The organism is Pantoea sp. At-9b, from assembly GCF_000175935.2.
GTDB lineage: Bacteria > Pseudomonadota > Gammaproteobacteria > Enterobacterales > Enterobacteriaceae > Pantoea.
This window is the reverse complement of record NC_014840.1, coordinates 249835-272326: the sequence shown is the minus strand read 5'-3', so window position 1 is coordinate 272326 and position 22492 is coordinate 249835. Positions and strand designations below refer to the sequence as shown.

Genomic DNA, 22492 nt, shown 5'->3' with positions numbered 1-22492 from the left:
CGTTAATGACCCGAATCTGAGTCCCGGGCGACAACGGTTGTCATCGCGATGTGAAAAGCATATCGACGAAAGGTGATTTTCAAAATAGAATGATTTGAAACTCATCATTGCAAATTTGAAATGAACAAATTTCCCGATTTTGAAGGACTCGCGATGTTCGCAAAGGTGGCAGAGGAAGGTTCTTTTGCTGCTGCGGCCAGAGTGATGGGCGTATCCGTACCGACCGTTTCCCGCGCTGTGGCACGGCTTGAGGAGCGACTGGGCGGCAGGCTGTTTAACCGAACGTCACGCCAGCTGGCTCTGACGGAGTTTGGTCAGAGCATGGTTACCAAGGCCTCGGAGATGTATCGCCAGGCGGAAGAAATGGAAAGCGAAGCGCACGATCTGGCAGTACAACCACGCGGTCAGGTACGGCTGGCCGTCCCGATGTCATTTGGACTGCGGTGGGTTGCCCCCCTGATGCCAGAACTTATTCGCCAGTTCCCGGAACTGAGCGTGGATCTGCATCTGTCCGATGCGTCAGTCGATCTGATCGCGGAGGGCTTTGACGCCGCATTGCGTATTGCGTCGCTGCCGGATTCCTCACTGGTCGCACGCCGGCTGTGTGCGGTGACGCAGTATCTGGTGGCGTCACCGGCTTACCTCGCACAACACGGTATGCCGCAGCATCCGCGTGAGTTGTCTGCCCGGCAGTGCTTCAGCTATGCCTACAGGGCACGAAGCCAGGTGTGGCGGTTTAGCCACTCGTCTGGTTTGCAGGAAGATATTGTGCCGAACGGCCCGTTGCGGGTAACCAACTCCGACGCGCTGCTGCCGCCGCTGTTGGCGGGGTTGGGTATCGCCGAACTGCCTGAATTTATTGCCGCTGAGTATCTGAAAGACGGGAGACTGGTGCATCTGCTTGATGAGTGGTCGATGACCCAGGGAGGGCTCTACTTTGTTACCCCGACATCGCGCAGCCGCCCGCTTAAGGTAAAAGCACTGTCGGACTTTTTTGCCAAACATCTCAGTCAGCCTGAATGGCGCTGGCAGGACTGACTAATGTTTCATTCCGCCGCCCCATCATTGCAATGATGAAATGATGGGCAAGGCTTCGTTGACAGCTTAGATCCTGCTGCCCAAATCATGATCACGCTTATCACCGGATATCTGACGGGTTAATTCATCACATCGGACAATCCGATCTGCTGCCAACGTGAAGTGTGCCATCACCTCCACTTCGCTGCGTGCACCATTGTGTTTTTCAACCTTAACGCGATGATGCGTGCAGACCCTGTTTCCTTCAGAAACAATGCTTAGCATTGTTACCTGCATCTGATGCGTCAACGTTTTCAGCACTGCCATATGTTTGATGAAATCGCGGTAATCCATATGCTTGCCATCAACATATTGCTGATAGGCAGGCGAAAAATATGACGCGATTTTCACTTCATCATGTATTGGGTTGCTGACAATTTCCGTTAAGGCGTCAACGACAATCTGACGATGCGTTTTCATGTATTTTCCTTTGACACAGACAAGGTCTCGTCGTCACAGAATACAGAAAGCCGGATGGTGCAAAGTATCCGTATATGGACAATGAATACGGCTAATCGGCCAACAGTGACCGCAACAAAAAGTGACATCGTCACTTTAGTGGGGATTGGCAGCTACCTCTACCGCTAAATGCCTGTCTCCATGAGTTTTTGAGTAAATGAGTATTTGTGTATTCCGGTGATAAACCACCATGTTGTTCTCACCGGAGGTTCACAACCAACGAAGGGACGCCGTTTATCCGTTTTCAGGAAGACAAGCCATACGCCCATCCGGGTCGCGCACCAATAACGCCGCCAGGCGACGGGCAAATACCTCGAAATCCTTTTCGTCACATCCCTGTCTGGTCATAAACTGGGTGCCCACTCGCAGGGCGAATCTACCGGGAGCCAGGGGATCATTGCAGGTACCCACCAGCACACCCTGACGGGCCAGATGGTCAATCACCGCGCTGGCTGGCATTACATCGCTCATGGGTATCAGCAATTGGTGGGTAGCCGTTTGCCCGGGTTTCGCCGCGGTGACCGTCACAGCAAACCCCTGCAATGCCTCAGCCATGGCTGTTGTATTGCGGCAGATTTGCTGAGCGTAACCGACACCTTCCTGACGGGCTTCTTGCAACGTGACCAGCAATGACGGCAGACAGCCTGCATCGGCGTTGGCAATCAACCGCTGTCCGATGAGTTGTGCTAAGTGTTTCCCCTGTGCGGCATCACGTCCGGCGATGATGCTGTGCGGTCGACCTGGCAGCGTTTTGTAGGTGGAGCTGGTCAGAATATCGACGCCCATTGCCAGCGGATTGGGAAATACGCCGCCGATAATCAGGCCCAGCACATGAGATGCATCGAACACCGTGATGGCACCGACTGCACGGGCCGCCTCTACTACTGGCTCCACATCGTCGGGTGTGATCATGACAGAGCGCCCCAACATCACCATGGCGGGTCGTCGTTGACGGACCTGTTCCGCTGCCGCTACCGCATCGAGACAACAGTTTGACGCGTCGAACGGCAATTCCTCCACCCGCAAGCCAGCCAGAGCAGGCGTACCGTTGCGGCGTTGGCTCAGGTGTCCGCCATGGGCCGCATCCGGGGCCAGCAGCAAATCGCCCGGCTGGCTGAAAGCGTGGAATACCGCCAGATTAGCGGTAGTGCAATTGGGCAATCGGGTTTCCGCCCATGCAGAACCAAGCAACCCATTGATTTCTTGCTCCAGTGCGACTTCCAGTGTTGAAACCAGCCCGGTATCTGGCTGCTCCTTGCTGAAAGCGGGCCCCATCGCCGGATAAGCGCTTAACCCTGGAGCATAGGCGGCCATCGCTGCCGGACTGGGCAGGTTCGCCCCGGCATAAAGCACAATACGGCCATTTAACAACGTTTCCGTTCGTGCCGCCGACTCGCGCAGCAGAGCGTCAGGATCGTTAGCATGCAGGGCGTAATCATTATTGTGGGGTACAGTCATCGAAACATCCGTCAGGTTGAAATATCGCGTTAGCGCACGATGGAGATGCGCTTTTGCAGATAGCGCACGCCGCACGAAGCGCCGTAAGAGATCAGGAAATAGACCGCCGCCGCAAACAGGTACATCTCCAGCAGACGGCCGTCGCGCTGGGCTACTTTGGCGGCAGCGCCGAGGAAATCAGTGATCGAGAGGACATAGACCAGCGAGGTGTCCTGAAAAAGAATGATGGTTTGCGTCAGGAACAGCGGCAGCATGTTGCGCATCGCCTGCGGCAATATCACGTAAAGCAGAGACTGCGCGGGGGTGAGACCCAGTGCCAGCGCGGCACTGCTCTGGCCTCGCGGCAACGACTGGATTCCCGAGCGAACGATTTCGCAGAAATAGCAGGCTTCGAACAAGGTAAAGGTAATCACCGATGACCAGAACGGATCTACCCGGACCGGAAACGAGGAACCGGTGAGCCACTGAAGCAGGTAAGGCACCAGGAAGTAGAACCAGAAAATCACCAGCACCAGCGGCAATGAACGCATCAGATTGACGTAACTGGAAGCCAGCATCACCAGCAGTGGGAAGCGGGACAGACGCATGATGGCCAGAGCAGTACCGAACACAATGCCAATTACCGTGGCACAAAGTGTCAGGCTGAGGGTGAAGCGCATACCTGTCATAAACAGATAGGGCAGCGCGCTAACGATGCTTTGAATGTCAAATCCCGACAGCATAACCTATCCTTTTTTTCCAAAGCCCGGCAGCGCCGCCCGCTTTTCGATGCCGCGCATCGCGAAGACGATCGCCATATTGAGCAGCAGATACAACACCGTAGCGACGCTGAACGCCTCGAAGACCTGAAATGTGTTTTCCTGCATGGCACGGGCGCTGCCGGTCAGCTCGATCAGGCCGATCGCCAGCGCCACTGAGGTATTTTTGGTACAGCTGAGAAATTCTGAGGTAATGGCGGGGGTTACAATGCGATACGCCACCGGCAGCAGGACATAGCGATAGGTTTGAGGCAGCGTCAGCCCCAACGCCTGCCCGGCCATGCGCTGGCCTTTAGACAAACTCTCCAGCCCGGCGCGCACCACTTCCGCCATGCGCGCACCGTGATAACAACCGAGGCATAATACCGCGGTGTAGAACTGGGCATTTGGCAATTGCTTCAGCCAATCCCCAGCCGCACGGGGCAATGCTTCCGGCAACACGAAGTACCACAGGAACATCTGCATCAGCAGTGGGATATTACGGAACACTTCGACGAAGGCACTGCCCATGCCGTTCAGCCCGCGTGATGGTAAGTTCCGCAGGACACCAGCCAGCGAGCCAAGCAGCAACGCAATGGCGAAAGCACCGACCGCGGTGGCAGCGGTCCAGCCCAACCCCATGACCAGCGTTTCCCACCAGCTATGTGCACCGTCCAGTGACACATCAAAGAAGGCAGCCCAGTTCCAGTGGTAGTTCATGTGTATTTCCTTCCCACACTTTACGGCTTAACGATACAGCTCGGGGTTTGGATCGTCGGTCGGGTTAGCGATGGCTTTCTGCAACTGTGCCGATATGGGGAAGTTCATGTTTACATTCATCGGGGCAATCGGCTGGGTAAACCATTTGTCATAGATGGCGTTGATAGCGCCGCTTTTATACAGCCCCTCAATAGCAGCATTCACCAACGCTTTGAACTGCGGATCGTCGCGGCGCAGCATGATGCCATAGGGTTCTACTGATAACGGCTGCTCAGAGATCTGGTAGTCGTCGGGAGATTTGGCTGTAGCGCGAGCGCCCGCCAGGGAGACATCGTCGAAAATGAAAGCCGCAGCACGACCGGTTTCCAGCGTCAGCATCCCTTCAGCCAGATCTTTCGCCAATAGAATGCGCATCCCCAGATGTTGAGCATTGTTAGCATCGTTGATGATCTTGACGCTGGTAGTGCCAGCCAACGTCACCACCGCTTTGCCTTTCAGTTCGGCCATATCCGACACCGGAGCCGATTTTTTGGACATGATGCGAACCGCCGCAACGAAATACGTCGTGGAGAAAGTGACCTGTTTTTGCCGTTCCGCGTTGTTCGTTGTGGTGCCGCATTCCATGTCTATGGTGCCATTGGCCAGCAACGGGATACGCGTAGCACCGGTCACGGCCATCGTATCAACCTTCAGATCGGGTTTGTTCAGCTTGGCTTTGACTGCATCCACCACTGCCCCGCAGATATCCATCGCGTAGCCGATTGGCTGCTGCTTGTCATCGTAATAGGAAAAAGGCACTGCGCCATCGCGATGCCCGACGGCGATTTCTCCGCTATCGGCAATCTTCTTCAGTGTTCCGTTAAGTTCCTCGCCCGCAACCGGCAAAGCGAGCATTCCCAGGGTGAATACGGTGAACAGGGGCAGATAGGGTTTCATGGTTTCTCCGTGCCAGGCCAAATGTTGCAATCAAATGTGAATTTGGCTGTTCCCATGCACCAACGGGAACAGATGACGTAAGCGCTGGACGTCAGAATGAATCGTTGGTGAAGTTTTCGTCAACGAAAATTAATAATGTATAATGAATTCATATTGCCAAAAGGCAGCAGCATGCCCAGGCGGCAAAGTCAGGGAAAGTCGTAGAGATGTGCTGACGGCGAGCGACCCCGCCGTCAATCTTTACTCGGAAGTGAGTCGGCTGGCGTTTACAGCATTACGGACCGCGTTGGCGGTATTCATCACGTGCTGACGCATGGTTTGCGCCAGACGAGCGGATTCACGGGCGCGCAGGCAAACCATGATTTCCTCATGCTCCTGCACCGCCAGCCGCCAGTCATCAGGCAGTTGACGCACGGTGTGGCGGATATTACGGATACGTTGTTCCAGATTGCGGTAGAAGGTCACCAACGATTGATTGCGTGCGGCATCGAATAAGGCGAGATGGATTTCCCGATTTAAGCGTGCGTATTCCAGCTTGTCCTGCTGTTGGTAGCTTCGCAGCATATCGGCATGCAGCTGTTCAATATGCGCCATTTCTTCGTCAGTTATCTGCACGCAGGCCAGTTCACACGCCAGTCCTTCCAGGCTGGCGATGATGGGAAACAGTTCACTCAGTTCTTCATCGGTCAGGGTCGCTACGCGCGCACCGCGCTGTGGCAGCAACACCAGCATGCCCTCAGTCGCCAGCACCTTAAGTGCTTCCCGCAACGGCGTGCGGGATATCCCGAACCGTTCACAGAGATCTTTTTCCGGGATTCTGTCACCGGGTTCCAGTTCACCACTGACGATCATCTCCCGGATAGCATCTGCTATTTCACTGTGCAGGGTGGTGCGTGAAATAAGCATTCCTTTGTTCATAAGGACCTTTTTATACAATGGAGGTTAGGCGGCCCTGAGTCGGGTACGCTGGCAATGTTGCCAGCATAATGTAACGGGTCAATTGGCTTCAACTCCCTGCTGTTTCAGTATGCTTGGGGAAACACGGCAGAAGTTGCGCTGATTGCTGGTGTGGAGGAACTGTTGATTTGCCGTTGAGCGGCATACAAAAACAAGAAAGGCCGCTCTATGGCGACCTTTCCCGGCACTTCACTGTACGACTATCCGTTATTTGTACAGTTCTGCGGTCATGTGAACACGGTTATTGGTGTTCGCTTCAGTGATTTTGTACTGTGCACCCTGCTGAGCTGCCTGTGCAGCGATTTTCGCTTCCGCACCGTCCAGCGTTGAAGAGGTCACAGAGATGCTCTGCGCGAAGCTGGCTGCTGACATCAGGGAAAGAGCGGCTACAGCGGCGATTGACAGTGCTTTGATAGTTTTCATGGTCTTAATCCTTAATTTGTCTGGTTGGAAGGCTGTGCGCCTTCGATGAAAGTAATAATAACTACAGTTATCGTTTCATTATTGATAATTAGTGCGATAACTGTGATCTTGCTAATTATTACCTTATTTAGTCAGTTCCGCTGACAGGTAAGCACCGTTGTCTACGCGTGCGCCGGTGATTTTGTAGGAAGCACCTGCCTGTTTTGCCTGCGCGGCGATTTTGGCTTCTGCGCCGTCCAGGGTTGAAGCGGAAGCGGTAATGCTCTGGGCAAAGCTGCCGAAAGAAACCAGTGACAGGGCCGCAACTGCAACGAAAGTTTTGATAGATTTCATGGTCATTTCCTCAGAAGTTTGTTTAGTCGGTGAGGCGTTGTGCCTCGATGTGAGAGAGAATAGACCTGTCGGGCGGCGAGGAAAAGCTGAGGGATTTGCTGATATAATTCAAAAAAATTGAATATGGATTAATCTGAAGATCTTGACCCCATTTTCCCTCTCCGAAGGAGAAGGAAAATGTCAATCAGGGTTGATAATCCGGTATAGCACAGGTACGCATGACAGGCTTCCCGGACCTTTGTCGATAAGCAACGGAGCATCAATTTTTGGACGTTTCGCCCCGCGTCTTGACGTTCTCACGCGTCAGCTCCGTCTGTACAATCTTACAAACAGGCCGATATTGCAGATCTGAGGACCTCTTCTTCTTTAACGTTTTTCCTTTCTTTCCTGTTGGCCAGTAGATAAAAAAGTCAGCAATCAGCTCAAGTAAGTCTCTCATCATTCCCTCACTTATCATTTCTGCCCGCACAGTAGATCATGCGAGTCCTTTTGCCTTTAACTGGAACACGTTTAACCCGGCAGCAACCTTATCTGCGAAGAAGCAAGAGATGCGGATAATGGGAAATACCACTCTACCTCACCGCGTGAGTGAAAAGCAGCAATGGCTTATGCGTTTATTAAGGTTTTAGCTGCATCCGTCCTTCTATGCAGTGTCACTATCGATAAGGTTAATTCGACAGCAGCTATAGCCTTGGCTATCAAACTTAGCCATAGCTATAACATCTTGAATTTTAAGGTTTTTTTATTTCTTGTTTTGTGGCACGATAGCGACCTCTTAAAAAACTTCACGCTTTCCCCGATTTGAAAGCACACCCGGGAATCAGTTATGAGCTTTTATGCTGTGATCATTCTGGCCTTTGGCATGTCGATGGATGCCTTTGCCGCCGCCATTGGTAAAGGTGCCTCACTGCACCGCCCTCCTTTCAAAGAGGTGCTGCGCACCGGCCTGATCTTCGGCGTTATTGAAGCCATTACACCCGTTATCGGTTGGGGAATCGGTCTTGCTGCCAGCCAATTCATCATGAGCTGGGATCATTGGGTCGCATTTACGCTCCTGTTTGTGCTGGGCGCTCGTATGATCGTTGAAGGCATCCGCAAAGAAACTGACGAGCCGCAAGAGGCACCGCGCCGCCATGGATTCTGGTTGCTGGTGACGACCGCCATTGCCACCAGCCTTGATGCGATGGCCGTGGGCGTTGGCCTGGCATTTTTGCAGGTGAACATCGTGGTGACGGCACTGGCAATCGGTGCCGCAACCACGGTGATGGCCGCCAGCGGCATGCTGCTGGGCCGTTTTCTCGGCGCGAAGTTCGGCAAATGGGCAGAAATCCTCGGCGGCGTGGTACTGATTGCCATCGGTAGTTCAATCCTTGTCGAGCACCTGGGTCTGCTGAACTAAGCTCGTTCCTGGTCAGATATCACTGGTAACCTGTGGTTATTGCGACGGCCAAATACTCAGATTTTTATGCCCAGGCGTCTGATATTGCAGATGAACGGGCCACAATAGCGTGTTGAGGTAGGATTTTTTCGAGTAAAAACAAGTTGATGTCATGGTCCGGATCGGCACAGCAATCACTCGCAACCACCAGACGGTAATCCAGATCAAAAGCTTGCCCGACTGTAGAAAGCACCACGCCACTGGTAGTGACACCAGCAAGGATCAAGGTTTCGATGCCTTGCGCGCGAAGAATCATCTCGAGATCGGTAAATGAAAAAGCACCAATTCGGCGTTTAATGATGACGACCTCATTTTCTGCCGGTGCAACAGCAGTGTGAATGGCCGCACCCTCGCTGCCGGTTATGAAAATTCCATTGTTTTTGATCGCCGAGAAAATCGTGTTGTTTTGGCTGACCTCAGGATAGCCCTGACGAAATCCAACACTGATGTAGATGACGGGTACGCCTGCGGCGCGTGCAGAGGCTATCAGCGATGCAGTATTACGAATAACGTCACCAGCGCGATCTTGCGGGAGAAAGTGATTAAGAATCACCGCCTGAAAGTCCATTACCAGCAATGCGCTGTTTTTATGGATATTATTGAGTTGAGTTGTCATGAGATCTCCGCAATTTACAGGTGAAAGATAGAGCAGTCAGTCAGTGTGGAACTGACTGGCGATGTATTTTGAGATTCCAGGCCGCGCCCAGCAGCAGGATGCAGCTGGTTGCCAGAAACACAGCTCGCATTCCTATATGACCGCCGACCACCCCTCCGAGCAGCGGCCCGATGAACTGGCCTGCGAACTGCGCGGCAACCGAATAGCCGAGGATGCTGCCTACCATTCCTTCTGGTACGCGATGACGTATCACCGCCGCAATACAGGGCAGTAACCCACCCAGCGCCAGCCCCATAAGGAAGCGCAGAGCAATCAACTGCCAGCCTGATGAGACAAATGCCTGTGGGATCAGCAACAAACCAGCCGCAGCCAGTGCCAGCGTGATAATGAACATATGTCCTTTTCTGTCTGCCAGTTTCCCAAGCCAGGAGGCGGAAATAATGCTTCCCAGGGCCGCTGCAGCCATCACATATCCCGCTACTTTTGTCACCTGAGAGGCATCGCTGACTAAGGTGCGTACATAGACTGTAATAATGGGTTCTATCGACATATTGGCCAGCATCAGTAACAGGCCCGTGCAAAGCATGCAGATAATCACTGAGCGGGCAGGCAGTTCCGACCAGCTCACTCGCGTTTTGGCTGCAGTATCCACGGGTTTTGGCACCTCTTCGCGGATGAAAGAGAGGGTCATGATAAAAGCCAGAAATATCAGTGCACCGGCGCAAAGAAACGTGGAGCGGATACCAATCAGCCCCGGCAGCCATCCCCCGGCAAGTGGGCCCGCAAGATTACCAGCCATTACGCCGGATGAAACAATCCCCAGCGCCCACGCGGCACGTTCTCTGGGAGCCTGGACTGCGATGAGAATGGTCGCTCCGGATGAATAGCCCCCGGCCAGACCAACTAACAACCTCAGTCCGACGAGTTGCCAGATATTTGTCACCACCCCCATAAGCGAAACAGTCATCGCCATCCCCAGGCTGGCTCTGACAAGCATCGACTTGCGTCCAAACTTGTCACCCAGTCGCCCCCAGACGGGCGCGATCAACCCGGCAGTGATAAAAGTTGCGCTAAATGCCACACCAGACCACTGGACAACAGCTGCATGTCCACGAACACCAAGCTCTTCGACATACAAGGGCAAAAACGGCAGCATCAGGGTCATAGCAAAGACGGTTGAGAACGAGCCAATAAAGCAAACGATCAGGTTTCGCAGCCAAAACCTGTTATAAATTTGGGTCATAAAAGCACTCTTTTTTGGTATACCAAACTGGTATACAATATCGATTGCGCAATTTACTGTCAATCCAGGAGGACATTGTCGTCATGAGCCAGGCATCAGACGTTGAAAACCAATTAAGAAAACTGATACTCAACATGGAGCTGGGCCCGGGAGAAAGACTTACGGAACGCTGGGCTGAAGCGACGTTTAACGCGTCACGAACGCCGGTACGTGCTGCATTACAAAAGCTGGAGTCCGAGGGGCTGGTATGCCGTGATGGAATACGCTGGACGGTGGCACCGATCGATGTCAGTGAAGTGGAACAATTGTGTATATATCGGGAAGTGCTGGAAGTGGCCGCGTTAAAACTTTCAGCCAGCAGGATCACGGAAGAACAACTAAATGGCCTGGAAGCCCTATTCGAAGTGGAGGCCAGTGATACCTCTGAAGAGGCGATGCATGATGCCGGAACACAATTCCATCTCCAGTTGGCCCGCCTTTGTCAGAATGCATTTATTATCGAGGGGGTAAGTGATGCCCTGCGCCGCCTCTCACGGGCCCGATGGCTCGACAACGCGCCATCCAACCCCGCCTGGGATGATCATCATGCAATAATCGCTGCGCTTCGATCGCAGGACATTGAAAAAGCGGCGGAATTACTTTCCGGGCATCTACGCGAAAGCCACTCACGCCTGCTGGAGGTCATCAATTCAAGCAGACGTAGCCTGAGAGCACGGGGAATTGTTATATCCTGATGATTTGGTGAACTGGAGAAAGTAATGGAAAGATCCGCTTTTCGCTCATAGCTGACCAAGGCCCTACTTCTGGCAGCTTCGTGCCAAGAGCGGACGTTTACAGCTAACCCAAGGCTATCTCGTGCTTATAGCAAGTTTAGCCGCGAAGCATAAAAATAAGCCCCCTGTTGCTCTGTCCATCACCTGGACAACGCGGCTTTTCTTCAATAATGCTGACGCAAAATGCGTGGATAAAATGAGCGTGACTGACCATATAGTCCCAATCGCCACGTGGATGCTGACCAGAATAAAAGTCCATATCAAAGGTGAGTGACCGACAGGTATGAACTGCGGCAAAAAAGAGACATAGAAAATGCCCATTTTGGGATTGAGCACATTGCCCAGCATTCCTCTCATAAACCAGTTCCTCTGAGAACCGTTGTTGTCATCGCCATCACTGAAAGAGGCTCGGGGACGTATCAGGAGTTGTAAGCCCAGCCAGCTCAGGTAGACAGCGCCACAAACTTTGAGCACAGTGTAAGCCATCTCTGAAACCGCCAGAAGAGCGCCAAGACCTAACGCGACCAGCGCGCCCCATATAAAACAGCCAGCATCAATGCCAAGTGCAGCGTGAAAAGCCTTTTTACCGCCCTCAGCACAAGCGGTGCGCAGAATAAGTGCCGTATCGAGGCCGGGAGTCAGGGTAAGTAACAGTGCTGCGAGAGAGAATGCGAAGAGGGAATCGTTAACAGTCATTTTCTTTGTCCGAAAGAGAAGATGCTAATCATTTAGTTCTCTGCAATCAATCCATTAAATATCATTTTTAAAGATCTGCTCCTCGCTCATAGCAGCCGTTAACCCCGTTTACTCTGTGCCATTAGCGGACAGAACCAGGGAGATGTTACGGTTTTCACTTGTAGCCTAAGTGGTGTTCAATATTAAATAAGATAAAATTTCAGGGAGCGACTTCAATGCGTGATGGAAAATATGTCTTAGGCATTTCTGGCAGTCTTCGTTCTGCTTCTCTCAATAGCGCTTTTTTACGGGCTATGTCCCTTCTCTGCCCTGCGGGTATCACGTTCGAAATATATGATTCACTGGATAAAATTCCGCTTTTTAACGTCGATAATGAAAACACCGAGAACCTGGCGGTGGACCACTGGAGACGAGCACTTTCCAGAGCAGATCTGATCTTATTAGCCAGCCCGGAATACGCACACGGTGTTACCGGGGTGATTAAAAATGCACTCGACTGGATCGTGAGCAGCGGTGAATTGCTGGATAAGCCATTGGCATTGCCTAACTTGTCTGTGAGAGCGCATCTGGCCCACTCACAGCTTGCTGAAACATTAACCGTAATGGGCGCGCTATTGCCTGACCAATGTTGTCCCAGAGCGACGCTTGCTACGCCTTATGTGCTACCTGAATCCACAGAATTTTCATTAATCGAAAATGCAGAGGTATGCCAAAGGCTGGCCGACCTATGGCGCAACATTGAGAGCGCAATAGCAGAAACTGACTGAACCGGCACCGGGCATTGCTTCACTATGTGAAGCAATTCCCTGATTTGTTCTTTGATTCGCTTCACGCAATCTTCTCCTGGCAACGCAACATCTCAATAAAATTCATACGCTAACTGGTTGTATGGAGAATTCAACCCGCCACTATGGCAATGATTTGGTCATCACTCTCTGTTGAAAACAATTATGGATTTATCGAGGGGGTGTAAGTGAGGTTGCCAGAAAACGGCGAGCAGGATAAATCCCTGACATTGGGGCCTTGTCCACCAGCATACCCTCTTCAGAGTCTGGGTATGAATCCGCTGTGGAACATCATTTGTGATGTGTCTAAACAGATCCCTCTTTTTCGATAACCAACACCCGCGCTGCGCCTTGTGGATGCGCGACGTGTTCTGTCCCTTCACTGGCGTAGAAAATATCACCCGTATGCAGCATCTTACTTTTTACCTGGCCATTTTCTTTATAAAACATCTCAACGCAGCCATCCATCACCGCAAAGACTTCATGTCCGTCGTTGATATGCCACTTGTAAGGTTGATCCGTCCAGTGCAGCTTCACACTGGTATTATCAAAACTCGCTACAGGTAATGATTCCCAGGCTTTAGAGCCGGTAAATTCCTTGCTGCTATAAAACCTCATCTTTTTCCCTTTGATAAAAGTGGACTCACTTCGTCAATACAGGGTGACCTAACGGGATAGTCAGACTCAAGACGGTTACCCTCTTTTGTCCGCATCTGTCACCGTTATGTCCGCTTCAGCCCCTGAGCGACGCGTTAAACATTTCATGGCAGTTATCCACAATCAGCGTGCATATCCGGCTCAATAGCCTGTGAATAAAAGCCTGATATCCGCATGAAAGGCTGCCTGTGGCAACGCCGGTTAAATAACGTTCAACAGACCAAAGTGACCACGGTGAGTTCAGGGAAACATCATGCTTCGAACAGGGATTCAACAAACGCGGCAAACTGACGCGCTTTTGCTGTGGCCATTCGTCCGCCGGGAAAAACCGCCCACAGATCAATATCGGGTAAAGTCCAGTCACTCACCAGACGCTCAACGGTTCCGTCAGTAATCTCCTCGGAAAACATCCAGTCTGACGCGACGGTAATCCCCATGTGCGCAAGAACGGCTGAGCGAATACCTTCCGCTGCGCTGAGATGAAGTCGCCCTTGTAAACTGACATTTTCGACTTCGTCTTTACGACTGAACTGCCATGTATCGTTTAACGGGCTGAAAATAAGTGCCTCATGCTGACTCAGCTCACGAGGATGTTGAGGATACCCGTACCGGGACAAATACTCTGACGTAGCCAGAGCAGAGCGGCGTGAAGTGGCGAGCTTACGCGCGACCGCACCTGAATCCTGCAAAGTGCCCATGCGCAGGCAGATATCAATACCTTCGGAGATAAGATCAATGGGGCGATCGTCGAGCATGATATCTACCTGCAGCTCTGGATGTTGTGCCATAAACGTTGCCAGGTGCGGAATGACATGCAATCTGGCGAAGGTCGGTGCCGCAGCAACCCGAAGAATCCCTGTCAGCCCCTTATCCGCCCCCCTTGCAGCGATTTCGGCTTCTTCAGCCTGCTGCAGGGTGATCCGCACCCGCTCATAGAATCGCTGCCCCGCCTCTGTCGGCGTTAATCCATGAGTGGTCCGCAGCAATAAACGCACGTCCAGATGCTTTTCCAGCTGAGCGATGGTCTTGGACACCGCGGGCTGACCGATATTAAGGATACGTGCCGCCGCAGAAAATGATCCCGCATCCACCACCTGAACATACATCTGCATTGCCTGAAAGCGATCCATGTCATTCCTCCTGGGAATAGCAATTATGGTTTTTAGCTGTCTGCCATTACCCCCGGACATTAGCAGATACTTCACATCAACGACAACGGGCAACAGTCATCGCCTGTTTAAACCTGAAGTGGAGCCTGACCATGTATGAACTTTACGCCTTCGCCACCCCCAATAGCATCAAGCCAGCCATCATGCTGGAAGAACTGGAGCAACCCTGGCAGCTGCACGCCGTTAACGTCCGCGAGGGAGAGCAAAAGCGTGATGACTTCCTGACGCTCAATCCGAACGGCAAGGTACCCGTGCTGCGTGACAACGATAGTGTGCTGAGCGAGTCAGCAGCGATTCTGGTTTATCTGGCGGAAAAGCACGGCAGACTCCTGCCCGCCTCCGGAGCTTCCCGCGCTCGGGTATTTGAACAGCTCTTTTTCCACGCCTCCGCGCTCAGCCCTGCATTCGGACAGGCTGGATTTTTCACCCGCCTGGCCACCGAGCCGCAACCGCTGGCGCAGCAGCGGTTCAGCGCGGAAGCCCGCAGAGTTACCGGTCTGCTGGAACGCCAACTTGGGGAGACCCCCTGGATTGCTGGCGATGAGTACTCCATCGCTGATATCGCGCATTACGGCTGGATGTGGCGACGTGAATTCGCAGGCGTCAGCCTGGAGGGATTGCCCAACCTTACCCGCTGGTTTGCCACCGTATCCGCACGCCCTGCTGTCATGCGTGCAGTCGCAAAACTGCATGCCCTAATTGAATCCTGATCAACTAAGAGGAAATGACCATGTCCCGTTTCGAAAATTACCGTAACAGCTTTAACCATGCCCGCCTCAACCGCTCAGCCAGCGGTGTGCTCGAAGTGATGTTGCATACCGACGGCGGATCGCTGCTGTTTAACGGCCATACGCACGAGGAGTTTGTCGAACTCTTTCACCAGATTGGTGCGGACCCGGATAACCGTGTGGTTATCCTGACCGGCGCAGGTGACGCATTTATGGAAAACATCAGCCCGGATGGCTTTGATTTCTTCACCCCTCGCGGCTACGACAAAATTTATCGTGAAGGCAAAAAGGTGCTGATGAACCTGCTGGACATCGAAGTACCTGTAATAACGGCGTTGAACGGACCGGTCCGCCTGCATTCAGAATATGTATTGTTGTCAGATATCGTACTGGCAACGCCTGATACGGTATTCCAGGACAAGCCACACTTTGAGTTCGGCATCGTTCCGGGAGACGGCGTCAACCTGCTGTGGCCTGAAGTAATCGGCAGCATACGTGGTCGCTATTTCCTGCTGACACGTCAGGAACTGGATGCCACAACGGCTAAAGATTGGGGAGCGGTAAATGAAATCGTTCCCCGCGAATCATTGCTGATGCGTGCCCATGAACTGGCAGAGTCGCTCGCCGCATTGCCGCCGCTGACGAGTCGCTATACACGCATTGCGCTAACGCAGAGACTCCGTCGCCTTATTGACGAGGGCGCAGGTTATGGCCTGGCGCTGGAAGGCATCAGCGCAGCCGACGTGGCATTGCAGGCGGCCTCAGCATCTTAATTCATCTTTGCAATAATCATTCATCCGGCGCAGCGTACTGCGCCGGTTTTTGTCGTTCCGTTTAGCGGAGAATCCTATGGATCAGAAAAGAACTTTCCTCATCACTGGCGCAAGTAAAGGCATTGGTTACGCCTTATCTGAAAAGTTAGCTTTGGCAGGACATACGGTGATCGGCATTGCCCGAAATGCACCGGCACGGGACTATCCGGGCCATTTTATTACCCTCAACCTGGCAGATACCCCAGCGGTTCAGCGCGCATTGAGCGAGATTAATGCTGAATTTAATTTGGATGGCGTGATCAATAACGTCGGGCTGGTACGCCCACAGTGGCTGCCGGAGGTGACGACAGAGGCGCTGGATGACGTATTGCGCGTTAATTTGCATCCTGCCCTGCTGGCGGCACAGGCGGCATTACCGGGAATGAAAAGCCGCGGCTGGGGCAGAATTATCAATATCGCCAGCTTGACGGTACTTGGTGTGCCTCAACGAACGTCCTACGCAGCCGCAAAAGCCGCACTGGTGAGCTTCACCCGCAGTTGGGCGCTTGAGCTGGCTACGCAGGGTATTACGGTGAATGCCGTTGCTCCCGGCCCGACTGAAACCGAGCTGTTCCGCGCGAGTAACGCGCCAGGCAGTGAGGGGGAACAACGTTACCTCGAGAGTGTACCGATGAAACGCTTGGGCAAACCTGAAGAGATAGCGGCCGCTATCAGCTTCCTGCTTTCAGAAGATGCAGGATTTATTACCGGACAGACATTATATGTTGATGGCGGCGCTTCGGTTGGGGTCTCTCGGATTTAGAGAGCCATGATTTCAACGCCAGAAAAGCAGTACGGGCGGCTCGAAAGCTGCCCGTACTGCTTTGTAAGTTTAAGGTTTACAGGGTGTATGCGGGAAAGTCAGTATAGCCACGGGCATCACCACCAAAGAACGTTTCACGCTGATATTGTGCCAAAGGGTAGCCTTGTTGAATGCGTTCCGGCAGGTCAGGGTTGGAGGTAAAAAGTCGGCCAAACGCGATCAAATCCGCGTCCCCGGCTGCCAACATTGCTTCACCCGCTCCAGGCGTAAAGCCACCAGCGGCAATAATGATCCCGTGGTAGAACTCACGTAACTGACGACTGGCAACCGGCTCTGCATAGTAACCACTTTCCCGGTCATCTGGCCCGACGATACGTGGCTCGATGATATGCAAATAAGCCAGCCCGGCATCGTTCAGTTTTTCAACCAGATAGCTGAAAGTGGCCGCCGGGTCACTGTCATACATATCACCGTAAATCCCGCTTGGAGAGATACGCACCGCCACGCGTCCTGCCCCCCATACATCCGTCAATGCTGTTACCGTTTGCAGCAAAAAGCGCGCGCGTTTGGGCAGACTTCCGCCCCAATCATCCTGCCGACGGTTGCTGCCGTCCAGCAAGAACTGTTCTGGCAGATATCCATTGGCCGCATGAAGCTCCACACCGTCAAACCCCGCAGCTTTAGCCCGCATAGCCGCCTGACGAAATTCCTCGATCAGGCTTGCTATCTCCTGTTCATCAAGCTCACGTGGCTCAGGGAATAATTTCCCCTCATAGCTGCCGTCGCTGTTTTTGCTCACGCCGTATGTTTCACGCGCTGTCAGTGCAGAAGGCGCGACAGGCTGATGGCCATCAGACAGCTCTGGCAGGGACTGGCGTCCCGGATGCCACAACTGCAACACAATCTGCCCCCCACGACCATGAACAGCATCCACCACACGTTTCCAGCCAGCCTGCTGCTCGTGAGTGAAGATACCCGGTGCATCTGCATAGGCATTGGCATAGGGGGAAATCGCCGTAGCCTCGGCGATCAGCAGCCCCCCCTCACTGGCGCGCTGACGGTAATACTCAACCATCAGCTCACCCGGTACGCCACCCGTTTCGCTGCGCATACGTGTGGCCGGTGCCATAACAACCCGATGCTGAAGACGCAGTTTTCCTGCGGTAATGGGGGTGAATAATGTGTTCATTTGTCGCTCTCTCAATGGATGATGAGAAAAGCATAAAATGACGAGCTACCGTCAGAAATACACGCTGGCGCATAACCTCTATGCCTGTCAGGAATATCACCAGGATGTGATGTTGCTTACTTAAAGGATAATAAAAATGCGCAACGCATCGCTCACTTATGTATTGACCCGCATTTGATTTTTGGGCTGGCTGTGTCTGACAGAGACAGCAAATGGCATCGGTAGTTAAATTAAGCACCCTCATCAGGGCGGTGCTTAATCATCCCCATGCCTGATTCTGAATAACCACTCTATATCCGTCGATATCACGAAAGGTGCGGCCATTAGCGTCCCAATACGGATTAAACGAGTTGACCCTGACGAATCCAGCATCGAGCATGTTTGCGCAGACCTGTCCCCATTCTTTCTCGTCGGGGTAATACAGCACGAACAGGTCTTCTTCCGTCGGCAAAGGCTTCACCGGGTGATTACGGCATAACGTTAACTCTATATGCCATGGTAAACCCTCGATACCTAACATAATCCCGCTGAAACCGTCGTGATCGGTGAAATCAGCAATTCTTTTAAAACCTAACCCTTTTCGGTACATCAGGAAAGATCGCTCAAGATCCGTTACGGGTTTGGCTATGCGCATATGTGAAAACATCCGGTACTCCTGTGGTTAAGCCTGCCTGGACGGGCAGCTAAATATTGCTCAGCATACACTGAATGGGTTGTTCGACTTGTCCATTCGAGCCCGATTCGCTAACGCCCTCTCAATAGCCGCGCAATACGTATTGCCGCGCACCCCGCGACTCAGATTTCCAACGCTATCAGAATACCCTGACCTGTAAATCGGATTACCTTAGATTAAGATTTTATAGCTTCTTTAATTGCCTGTTTTTTAGATAGCCAGAAGATAACTGTATGATGATTTATAAAGTGGGCCGTCTGAAACGGAGAACATCACAAACATCATTGCAGGACGAAATCATATTCTGTATCTGTCACATCAAATACGCACTCTTCGCCTACGCAAGCGATCTATTTTTTCAGATAAAAACCCTGAAAACATTAAACATAACCATCTATCAATAGGTTATGATCGCCAGGCGACACACAGCAAAAGTGTTGCTTAATATAAAAAATCTATCATCTAAAGTCCGTTTGCCCGCTGTCGCGGGCCTTTTTCAACTTCCTGCTGTTCGGACTCCAGTCAACTCCAGGCCGTGCAGAATCAATCACAGGTAATTTTGTTTATTAATTATGTGATGCACAGTACGGAAATCCTTCTACATTTATGATGGGGGATTTAAATAAAGGGAAATAACACGCCGGGTGTCTGACGATAAGGTAGCCGTTATCGCATTCCCTGAATCACTGCAAAGTATCCTTGTCAGGATGCTAAGCCTCCATCTGTCATCTTACGGCTTCAAGCGGACTGTGGGAGCCAGTCTCTTTCGAGGCTGGTTTGGGATATAATGGAGGAATATCACTTTATGACAGGTAGTATCAACAATGGCTCTGATCCCGAAAAACTACGCGCGGCTGGAAAGCGGCTACCGCGAGAAAGCACTAAAAATCTATCCATGGGTGTGTGGACGCTGTGCACGTGAGTTTGTGTATTCCAATCTCCGCGAACTAACGGTTCACCATATCGATCACGATCATACCAATAACCCTGAAGATGGCAGCAACTGGGAGCTATTGTGCCTGTATTGCCATGATCACGAACACTCGAAGTACACTGAAGCTGACCAGTACGGTACCCGTGTTGTGGCCGGTGAGGATGCGCAAAAAGATGTCGCTGCTGCGACCTACAACCCCTTTGCCGATTTGAAGTCGATGCTCAACAAGAAGAAATAGAGCCGGGCAGTTATGGGTGACAAGTGGATGCCTGCCCACATCAGGCAGACATCCAAATGCATGAAAATGGCCAGACAGAGTCAAACCAGATCCGGCTAAAACTACAATTTCAGCTGGCTTCCCAGAAAGATATCGGCTTCCTGTAAGGTGACATCCAATCCCGCTGAAGGGGTAAATGTCAGCTCGCCAAAAATCACCTCATTGTTCAGGAGATAGAAGTCAGCTCGAACGAATTTGAAATCAGACGCTAACTTAATGGCATAAGCTTTCATTTTATTAAAACCCTCTGGCATCTTCAGACAATGCTTCTCTTTAATCAGCTCAATGGTGTCCTCAAAAGGAAGAGGGTTCCAGTTCATATCAAAATAATAAAACTTGGGCGTTCCTTTCTCTCGTCCCACGCAAACCATTACTGCGTAGGGTTTACCATTAAAACAGTAAAACTTATAGTCATCAGGAAAGCCGCCGCGTTCATTTTCAATGTACTTTTCACACAAAATTTTTCTTTCTATTTTTTTATACTGCGGCTCAACGAAATTTGCAGAGTAATCCTGCTTTAACCATTCATTGAGTTTTTTGTTCGTCTTCTCGATATCCAATGATGATTTATCATCACATATGACATTATAACCCGCACCATGATTACATTTAAGTGCGAACTTTTTGGGCAATGCATCATAGTCGATTTCTTGCGGGTTATCATATACTCCGTACAGATCATTAAGAATTTCGCCACATCCTTTAGCGGATACATATTCCCTAACCTTATATTTATCAGCGCACAGCGTGTAAATGTCATCATTTAGCTCATTGAACTTCAGCCACTGTATTTTTTCATTAAAACTTGCGGGATTCCGTAAGTTTAACTTTTTCTTAAACCGAATCAGATAGTGAGTTTTAGCGTAGAATTCAGGGAAGATGTTAGCACTAACCTTTAGAGCCGATCTAACTGTTTGTTTTATCATTTTCATTTCAACAACCCCGGTTTAAAAATATTAAGGTGCATTTTAATGATTGTTTTGTTCCTGAAAAAATAATTAAGTAACGTGCAGGACAAAACTTCCACAATCAAGAAACAATATGCAGCACCATTAATCCCGAATGAGCTAATCATCACCCAAGACAATGGTATCGTTAATACACAACATAAAAACATTTTTTTAGCCAGGTAACCGTATCCTGATTCTTTTATCATATATCTGTAGCAAATCGTCCCCAATGCAGAGAACATTGTGGCAATAATTATCACTGGAACGATATTAACTGCATCCCTGTATTTATCGCCATACAGTACATGTATAAAAAAATCACCAAACATATAGAACCCGCCTAAAGCAACAAGAGAAAACAGGATTACAATTCGATTAATTTTAATCAGTAGCTTCTCAACAGCTATTGGGCTTTTCTCACTATATATCTTTGAGAAGAAACTGGTTATCAATGCCAACACGATAAATGACCACGCACTTCCCGTTGATAAGGCTACGCTATAGACCCCCAGGTTTGAGTAAGAAAGGATTTTTGCCAGGAAAATATTAGATATCTGAGTATAAATATCCACTGACAGGCTTGATAAGATTAACGCCCCGCCAGCGTAAAGCATGTGCCGATTATATAATCCGGCACCCTTACTGCTTTCTTTTGGCCTTGTTGTATATTTAAAATAAACGAGACGCATGACATAAGGTATAAAAGGAATGATGATGATGGGTATCGTGAAGTAGTAAACTGGCAGCTTGAAGTATGAGATGTAAAATCTGATCACGAGCGCCAAAGACAGCCCAACCACATTGGTTATTGTGTTTATTTTTGACTTCAACTGTGTGTTGTTGTAAATGGAGAAGAAGTCCATCACAATATAATATGTAGCAATGCAGTTGGCCACGCCAAACAGAAACACAACCCAATCAGTATAGAAATACAGATAGGCTAAAATTGATCCTGATGATAGAAGAAACAAAATACGCCGTTGATTCTGCGTATGCATCGCCATCGCGATGCCGGACTTCGTGTTTTCGCTCATGCGCTTAAACAGAATATTCTGGCCACCAAACCATGATAATGTTTGCACAAATATAAAGAGCGAAGTGGAGATATTTATCTTGCCAAAATTATCAGGGCCAATGTACTTTGCCATGAGTGAGTTAATATATATCAGGCCGATGATACTAACTGACTTCTCCAGCATGATCCAAAATGCGTTAGTGTACATTTCATGTCTCACATATACATGGTTTTTTGTTTTTTCTTTATGAATGAAAGGCACTTTCACTTAATCAATTATTCTTATCTCACCAATCACCCTTTCACTCATTATTTAACTCCCTCACTTTTGGTTGGTAGTGTGCCGTTTTATATAACAATAGTGAAGGCTTTTTTAATTAATCAGACTAGTTGCAAATATGCATTAATAATAAATCCATTTTTAATTTTAGTTTTATAAAAAATAATAGAAATAACTGGAATAATAATTATCGGTTTTATCTGAGGTAATAGCAGAATGGCACATCGATATATGCATCGTAACAGAGGGTGGCAGTGATAATAATCATTTCTTTATCAGTTACATACGTTGTTATGGCATTGATTAAATTTGTTTTGAGTTCACTGAAATACCCAGGAAAAACAATACCAGCGTGAACAGAGCTTCGTACACGAGACAAGATGATGTGATGGCC

Annotated in this window: 25 protein-coding genes; 8 read left to right on the top strand and 17 right to left on the bottom strand. The window is 50.5% G+C overall.

The window, feature by feature from the left end; genetic code table 11:
* The first annotated feature begins 120 nt into the window (after positions 1-120).
* Entirely contained in the window at positions 121-1038 is a 918-nt protein-coding gene (locus PAT9B_RS27080) for a LysR family transcriptional regulator (protein ID WP_013512474.1), read from the top strand.
* 66 nt (positions 1039-1104) lie between these two features.
* On the opposite strand, the gene PAT9B_RS27075 is transcribed toward PAT9B_RS27080, so the two are convergent.
* From PAT9B_RS27075 to PAT9B_RS27040, 8 genes are all read right to left on the bottom strand, one after another.
* Positions 1105-1497: a nuclear transport factor 2 family protein gene (locus PAT9B_RS27075; RefSeq protein WP_013512473.1), complete on the bottom strand. Its 393-nt coding sequence runs from the start codon at positions 1495-1497 to the stop codon at positions 1105-1107.
* Between the two features lie 273 nt (positions 1498-1770).
* Positions 1771-2994 (bottom strand): PLP-dependent transferase, encoded by a 1224-nt coding sequence (locus PAT9B_RS27070; RefSeq protein WP_013512472.1) that lies wholly within the window; start codon positions 2992-2994, stop codon positions 1771-1773.
* Between the two features lie 29 nt (positions 2995-3023).
* A complete protein-coding gene (locus PAT9B_RS27065) occupies positions 3024-3716 on the bottom strand; it encodes an amino acid ABC transporter permease (protein ID WP_013512471.1) in 693 nt (230 codons plus the stop codon).
* 3 nt (positions 3717-3719) lie between these two features.
* The gene (locus tag PAT9B_RS27060; protein WP_013512470.1) at positions 3720-4451 is read right to left on the bottom strand and encodes an amino acid ABC transporter permease; all 732 of its coding nucleotides are present in this window, start codon (positions 4449-4451) and stop codon (positions 3720-3722) included.
* A gap of 27 nt (positions 4452-4478) precedes the next feature.
* Positions 4479-5387: a transporter substrate-binding domain-containing protein gene (locus PAT9B_RS27055; RefSeq protein WP_013512469.1), complete on the bottom strand. Its 909-nt coding sequence runs from the start codon at positions 5385-5387 to the stop codon at positions 4479-4481.
* 240 nt (positions 5388-5627) lie between these two features.
* Positions 5628-6305, bottom strand: coding sequence for a GntR family transcriptional regulator (locus tag PAT9B_RS27050; RefSeq protein ID WP_013512468.1), 678 nt, complete (start codon positions 6303-6305; stop codon positions 5628-5630).
* A 246-nt stretch (positions 6306-6551) separates the two neighbouring features.
* Entirely contained in the window at positions 6552-6767 is a 216-nt protein-coding gene (locus tag PAT9B_RS27045; protein ID WP_013508022.1) for a YdgH/BhsA/McbA-like domain containing protein, read from the bottom strand.
* A 123-nt stretch (positions 6768-6890) separates the two neighbouring features.
* Positions 6891-7100 carry a YdgH/BhsA/McbA-like domain containing protein gene (locus PAT9B_RS27040; RefSeq protein ID WP_013508023.1) on the bottom strand — a complete coding sequence of 70 codons (210 nt, stop codon included), beginning with the start codon at positions 7098-7100 and terminating at the stop codon, positions 6891-6893.
* A gap of 826 nt (positions 7101-7926) precedes the next feature.
* Here PAT9B_RS27040 and mntP point away from each other — a divergent pair.
* A complete protein-coding gene (gene mntP / locus PAT9B_RS27025) occupies positions 7927-8499 on the top strand; it encodes a manganese efflux pump MntP (protein ID WP_013512466.1) in 573 nt (190 codons plus the stop codon).
* Between the two features lie 64 nt (positions 8500-8563).
* On the opposite strand, the gene PAT9B_RS27020 is transcribed toward mntP, so the two are convergent.
* Both PAT9B_RS27020 and PAT9B_RS27015 read right to left on the bottom strand, forming a co-directional pair.
* The gene (locus tag PAT9B_RS27020; RefSeq protein ID WP_013512465.1) at positions 8564-9154 is read right to left on the bottom strand and encodes a cysteine hydrolase family protein; all 591 of its coding nucleotides are present in this window, start codon (positions 9152-9154) and stop codon (positions 8564-8566) included.
* Positions 9155-9194: 40 nt separating this feature from the next.
* Complete coding sequence (locus tag PAT9B_RS27015) at positions 9195-10397, bottom strand: MFS transporter (RefSeq protein WP_013512464.1); 1203 nt, start codon at positions 10395-10397, stop codon at positions 9195-9197.
* Between the two features lie 83 nt (positions 10398-10480).
* On the opposite strand from PAT9B_RS27015, the gene PAT9B_RS27010 reads away from it, so the two are divergent.
* Positions 10481-11131 (top strand): GntR family transcriptional regulator, encoded by a 651-nt coding sequence (locus tag PAT9B_RS27010; protein ID WP_013512463.1) that lies wholly within the window; start codon positions 10481-10483, stop codon positions 11129-11131.
* Positions 11132-11245: 114 nt separating this feature from the next.
* Here PAT9B_RS27010 and PAT9B_RS27005 read toward each other — a convergent pair whose 3' ends face one another.
* The gene (locus PAT9B_RS27005) at positions 11246-11866 is read right to left on the bottom strand and encodes a LysE family translocator (protein WP_013512462.1); all 621 of its coding nucleotides are present in this window, start codon (positions 11864-11866) and stop codon (positions 11246-11248) included.
* A gap of 215 nt (positions 11867-12081) precedes the next feature.
* Here PAT9B_RS27005 and PAT9B_RS27000 point away from each other — a divergent pair, with 215 nt between their 5' ends.
* Positions 12082-12633, top strand: coding sequence for an NADPH-dependent FMN reductase (locus PAT9B_RS27000; RefSeq protein ID WP_013512461.1), 552 nt, complete (start codon positions 12082-12084; stop codon positions 12631-12633).
* Positions 12634-12957: 324 nt separating this feature from the next.
* Here PAT9B_RS27000 and PAT9B_RS26995 read toward each other — a convergent pair whose 3' ends face one another.
* Together PAT9B_RS26995 and PAT9B_RS26990 are read right to left on the bottom strand one after the other, a co-directional pair.
* Complete coding sequence (locus PAT9B_RS26995; protein WP_013512460.1) at positions 12958-13269, bottom strand: cupin; 312 nt, start codon at positions 13267-13269, stop codon at positions 12958-12960.
* A 290-nt stretch (positions 13270-13559) separates the two neighbouring features.
* Entirely contained in the window at positions 13560-14438 is an 879-nt protein-coding gene (locus PAT9B_RS26990; protein ID WP_013512459.1) for a LysR family transcriptional regulator, read from the bottom strand.
* A 131-nt stretch (positions 14439-14569) separates the two neighbouring features.
* On the opposite strand from PAT9B_RS26990, the gene PAT9B_RS26985 reads away from it, so the two are divergent.
* From PAT9B_RS26985 to PAT9B_RS26975, 3 genes are all read left to right on the top strand, one after another.
* The gene (locus PAT9B_RS26985; protein ID WP_013512458.1) at positions 14570-15187 is read left to right on the top strand and encodes a glutathione S-transferase family protein; all 618 of its coding nucleotides are present in this window, start codon (positions 14570-14572) and stop codon (positions 15185-15187) included.
* Between the two features lie 20 nt (positions 15188-15207).
* On the top strand, positions 15208-15978 hold the full coding sequence (locus tag PAT9B_RS26980; protein ID WP_013512457.1) for an enoyl-CoA hydratase/isomerase family protein: 771 nt from the start codon (positions 15208-15210) through the stop codon (positions 15976-15978).
* Positions 15979-16054: 76 nt separating this feature from the next.
* The gene (locus PAT9B_RS26975) at positions 16055-16780 is read left to right on the top strand and encodes an SDR family oxidoreductase (protein ID WP_013512456.1); all 726 of its coding nucleotides are present in this window, start codon (positions 16055-16057) and stop codon (positions 16778-16780) included.
* A gap of 76 nt (positions 16781-16856) precedes the next feature.
* Here PAT9B_RS26975 and PAT9B_RS26970 read toward each other — a convergent pair whose 3' ends face one another.
* Entirely contained in the window at positions 16857-17969 is a 1113-nt protein-coding gene (locus PAT9B_RS26970; protein WP_013512455.1) for an alkene reductase, read from the bottom strand.
* A gap of 259 nt (positions 17970-18228) precedes the next feature.
* Positions 18229-18615 carry a VOC family protein gene (locus PAT9B_RS26965; protein ID WP_013512454.1) on the bottom strand — a complete coding sequence of 129 codons (387 nt, stop codon included), beginning with the start codon at positions 18613-18615 and terminating at the stop codon, positions 18229-18231.
* A gap of 851 nt (positions 18616-19466) precedes the next feature.
* Between PAT9B_RS26965 and yajD the strand changes: the two genes are divergently transcribed.
* Positions 19467-19814 carry an HNH nuclease YajD gene (yajD, locus tag PAT9B_RS26960; protein ID WP_013512453.1) on the top strand — a complete coding sequence of 116 codons (348 nt, stop codon included), beginning with the start codon at positions 19467-19469 and terminating at the stop codon, positions 19812-19814.
* Between the two features lie 101 nt (positions 19815-19915).
* On the opposite strand, the gene PAT9B_RS26955 is transcribed toward yajD, so the two are convergent.
* On the bottom strand, positions 19916-20785 hold the full coding sequence (locus PAT9B_RS26955) for an ATP-grasp fold amidoligase family protein (protein ID WP_013512452.1): 870 nt from the start codon (positions 20783-20785) through the stop codon (positions 19916-19918).
* On the bottom strand, positions 20782-22026 hold the full coding sequence (locus tag PAT9B_RS26950) for an oligosaccharide flippase family protein (protein ID WP_013512451.1): 1245 nt from the start codon (positions 22024-22026) through the stop codon (positions 20782-20784). The genes PAT9B_RS26955 and PAT9B_RS26950 overlap by 4 nt, the downstream gene beginning before the upstream one ends.
* Positions 22027-22492: the final 466 nt, after the last annotated feature.

Excerpts from the sequence above, each read along its gene's own strand:
- PAT9B_RS27080 (WP_013512474.1), top strand. The coding sequence starts at position 121 with ATGAACAAATTTCCCGATTTTGAAGGACTCGCGATGTTCGCAAAGGTG.
- PAT9B_RS27075 (WP_013512473.1), bottom strand. The coding sequence starts at position 1,497 with ATGAAAACGCATCGTCAGATTGTCGTTGACGCCTTAACGGAAATTGTC.
- PAT9B_RS27070 (WP_013512472.1), bottom strand. The coding sequence starts at position 2,994 with ATGACTGTACCCCACAATAATGATTACGCCCTGCATGCTAACGATCCT.
- PAT9B_RS27065 (WP_013512471.1), bottom strand. The coding sequence starts at position 3,716 with ATGCTGTCGGGATTTGACATTCAAAGCATCGTTAGCGCGCTGCCCTAT.
- PAT9B_RS27060 (WP_013512470.1), bottom strand. The coding sequence starts at position 4,451 with ATGAACTACCACTGGAACTGGGCTGCCTTCTTTGATGTGTCACTGGAC.
- PAT9B_RS27055 (WP_013512469.1), bottom strand. The coding sequence starts at position 5,387 with ATGAAACCCTATCTGCCCCTGTTCACCGTATTCACCCTGGGAATGCTC.
- PAT9B_RS27050 (WP_013512468.1), bottom strand. The coding sequence starts at position 6,305 with ATGAACAAAGGAATGCTTATTTCACGCACCACCCTGCACAGTGAAATA.
- PAT9B_RS27045 (WP_013508022.1), bottom strand. The coding sequence starts at position 6,767 with ATGAAAACTATCAAAGCACTGTCAATCGCCGCTGTAGCCGCTCTTTCC.
- PAT9B_RS27040 (WP_013508023.1), bottom strand. The coding sequence starts at position 7,100 with ATGAAATCTATCAAAACTTTCGTTGCAGTTGCGGCCCTGTCACTGGTT.
- mntP (WP_013512466.1), top strand. The coding sequence starts at position 7,927 with ATGAGCTTTTATGCTGTGATCATTCTGGCCTTTGGCATGTCGATGGAT.
- PAT9B_RS27020 (WP_013512465.1), bottom strand. The coding sequence starts at position 9,154 with ATGACAACTCAACTCAATAATATCCATAAAAACAGCGCATTGCTGGTA.
- PAT9B_RS27015 (WP_013512464.1), bottom strand. The coding sequence starts at position 10,397 with ATGACCCAAATTTATAACAGGTTTTGGCTGCGAAACCTGATCGTTTGC.
- PAT9B_RS27010 (WP_013512463.1), top strand. The coding sequence starts at position 10,481 with ATGAGCCAGGCATCAGACGTTGAAAACCAATTAAGAAAACTGATACTC.
- PAT9B_RS27005 (WP_013512462.1), bottom strand. The coding sequence starts at position 11,866 with ATGACTGTTAACGATTCCCTCTTCGCATTCTCTCTCGCAGCACTGTTA.
- PAT9B_RS27000 (WP_013512461.1), top strand. The coding sequence starts at position 12,082 with ATGCGTGATGGAAAATATGTCTTAGGCATTTCTGGCAGTCTTCGTTCT.
- PAT9B_RS26995 (WP_013512460.1), bottom strand. The coding sequence starts at position 13,269 with ATGAGGTTTTATAGCAGCAAGGAATTTACCGGCTCTAAAGCCTGGGAA.
- PAT9B_RS26990 (WP_013512459.1), bottom strand. The coding sequence starts at position 14,438 with ATGGATCGCTTTCAGGCAATGCAGATGTATGTTCAGGTGGTGGATGCG.
- PAT9B_RS26985 (WP_013512458.1), top strand. The coding sequence starts at position 14,570 with ATGTATGAACTTTACGCCTTCGCCACCCCCAATAGCATCAAGCCAGCC.
- PAT9B_RS26980 (WP_013512457.1), top strand. The coding sequence starts at position 15,208 with ATGTCCCGTTTCGAAAATTACCGTAACAGCTTTAACCATGCCCGCCTC.
- PAT9B_RS26975 (WP_013512456.1), top strand. The coding sequence starts at position 16,055 with ATGGATCAGAAAAGAACTTTCCTCATCACTGGCGCAAGTAAAGGCATT.
- PAT9B_RS26970 (WP_013512455.1), bottom strand. The coding sequence starts at position 17,969 with ATGAACACATTATTCACCCCCATTACCGCAGGAAAACTGCGTCTTCAG.
- PAT9B_RS26965 (WP_013512454.1), bottom strand. The coding sequence starts at position 18,615 with ATGTTTTCACATATGCGCATAGCCAAACCCGTAACGGATCTTGAGCGA.
- yajD (WP_013512453.1), top strand. The coding sequence starts at position 19,467 with ATGGCTCTGATCCCGAAAAACTACGCGCGGCTGGAAAGCGGCTACCGC.
- PAT9B_RS26955 (WP_013512452.1), bottom strand. The coding sequence starts at position 20,785 with ATGAAAATGATAAAACAAACAGTTAGATCGGCTCTAAAGGTTAGTGCT.
- PAT9B_RS26950 (WP_013512451.1), bottom strand. The coding sequence starts at position 22,026 with ATGTACACTAACGCATTTTGGATCATGCTGGAGAAGTCAGTTAGTATC.